1 protein-coding gene and 1 pseudogene are annotated in these 1,328 nt (G+C 65.5%); one reads left to right on the forward strand and one right to left on the reverse strand.

The genetic code is table 11. The features are described 5' to 3' along the window. Positions 1-117: 117 nt before the first annotated feature. Positions 118-567 (forward strand): annotated as a pseudogene (locus DT057_RS34930) (integrase core domain-containing protein); the annotation flags it as partial. Positions 568-957: 390 nt separating this feature from the next. Here DT057_RS34930 and DT057_RS34935 read toward each other — a convergent pair. Beyond that, a partial coding sequence (locus DT057_RS34935; protein WP_162501622.1) for a recombinase family protein occupies positions 958-1,328 on the reverse strand: 371 nt, incomplete at its 5' end.

Below are 1,328 nucleotides of genomic sequence, written 5' to 3' on the forward strand. Positions count from 1 at the left end.
ACGGAGCTGCGGAACTTCATCGAGGCCCTGGACGGGCCACGGGGAGCCCTGCTGCATGGAGGAGGGGTGTAGGCCCCGGTGGGTCAGAGAAGACGCGGACGGTCCTTCATCGAGATGGTCGTCGACCACTGCTCGGCTGAGTGCGTGGGCCTGCATGCGGCGCGACGCGCCACGCGCTTCGAGGCGCTGGAGCCGATCCGCCAGGGCGTGCGGCAGCGCTTCGGTGGCTTCGAGGCGCGGGTCGCCAGCGGCTTGAGTGTTCGGCACGACAACGGCAGCCAGTACCTGTCGGATGATTTCCAGTCGGAATTGGTGTTCCTAGGCATCGCGAGTTCGCCCGCCTTCGTGCGTGCGCCAGAGGGGAACGGCTGCGCCGAGCGCTTCATCCGCACGCTCAAAGAGAACCTGCTCTGGGTGGAGCGCTTCGACACCGTCAAGGATCTGCGCCGCGCGCTGCTGGCGTTCCGGGAGATCTACAATACGACGTGGCTGATCGAGCGGCACGGCTTCCGCCCACCGGCCGCTTTTCGGGCCGCGCAGCTTCCACCTGCGGCTCTCGCCGCTTAGGGTTCAAACCGGTGTCTCACAATCCGCGGGCGGTACACCCCTAGCGGATCCGGCCACTCCGAAGCATCGAACGAGCGCCCTGCCAAAAGGGTGGCGCCGCGCCCAGCATATTAGGTAATCTGCCTTATCGGACGAGAGCGAACGAGCATCTCGCGCGGATTGGGTCCTTTCTGCACTGGCTACACGCCCCTGGAACAGGCGGTTACGATCGTTGGTGCGAACCGACGGTGGTTCAACAAGGAACTGATGCGATGTTGGCTCGCCGGGCTAGCAGGCCAAATATCTAGATCCTCTGCGGGTCCAGGCCGTCGCTTCTCCCAGAGGGAGGCAACTCAAGCGCGTTCCAGCGTTCCCTATGTCCTGCTCGGGACTTCGACTTCCACAAAAATTTCACGCAGCAGGGGTCGCGGGCGAGGCAGCTGCCGAGAGTGCCTCGTACAGGGCCGTCTTCCCCACCTTCATCCTCAGCGCCGCCTCGCGCACGTTCAGTCCCTGTCCCATCAGCACCTGTGCCTTGCGCAGGACCTCGGGCGTCACGACGGGCTTGCGGCCACCCTTCCGGCCCCGAGCCGCTGCGGCACTGAGGCCAGCACGCGTGCGCTCCCGGATGAGGTCGCGCTCGAATTGCCCCAACGCGCCGAAGATGTGGAAGATCAGCCGACCGTTGGGTGTCGTGGTGTCGATCTGCTCGGTGAGTGAGCGCAGCCCGATGCCCCGTGCCTCCAGGTCCTGCACGGTCTCGATCAGGTGGCCCATGGAGC

Source organism: Methylobacterium crusticola (genome assembly GCF_003574465.1).
Lineage (GTDB): Bacteria > Pseudomonadota > Alphaproteobacteria > Rhizobiales > Beijerinckiaceae > Methylobacterium > Methylobacterium crusticola.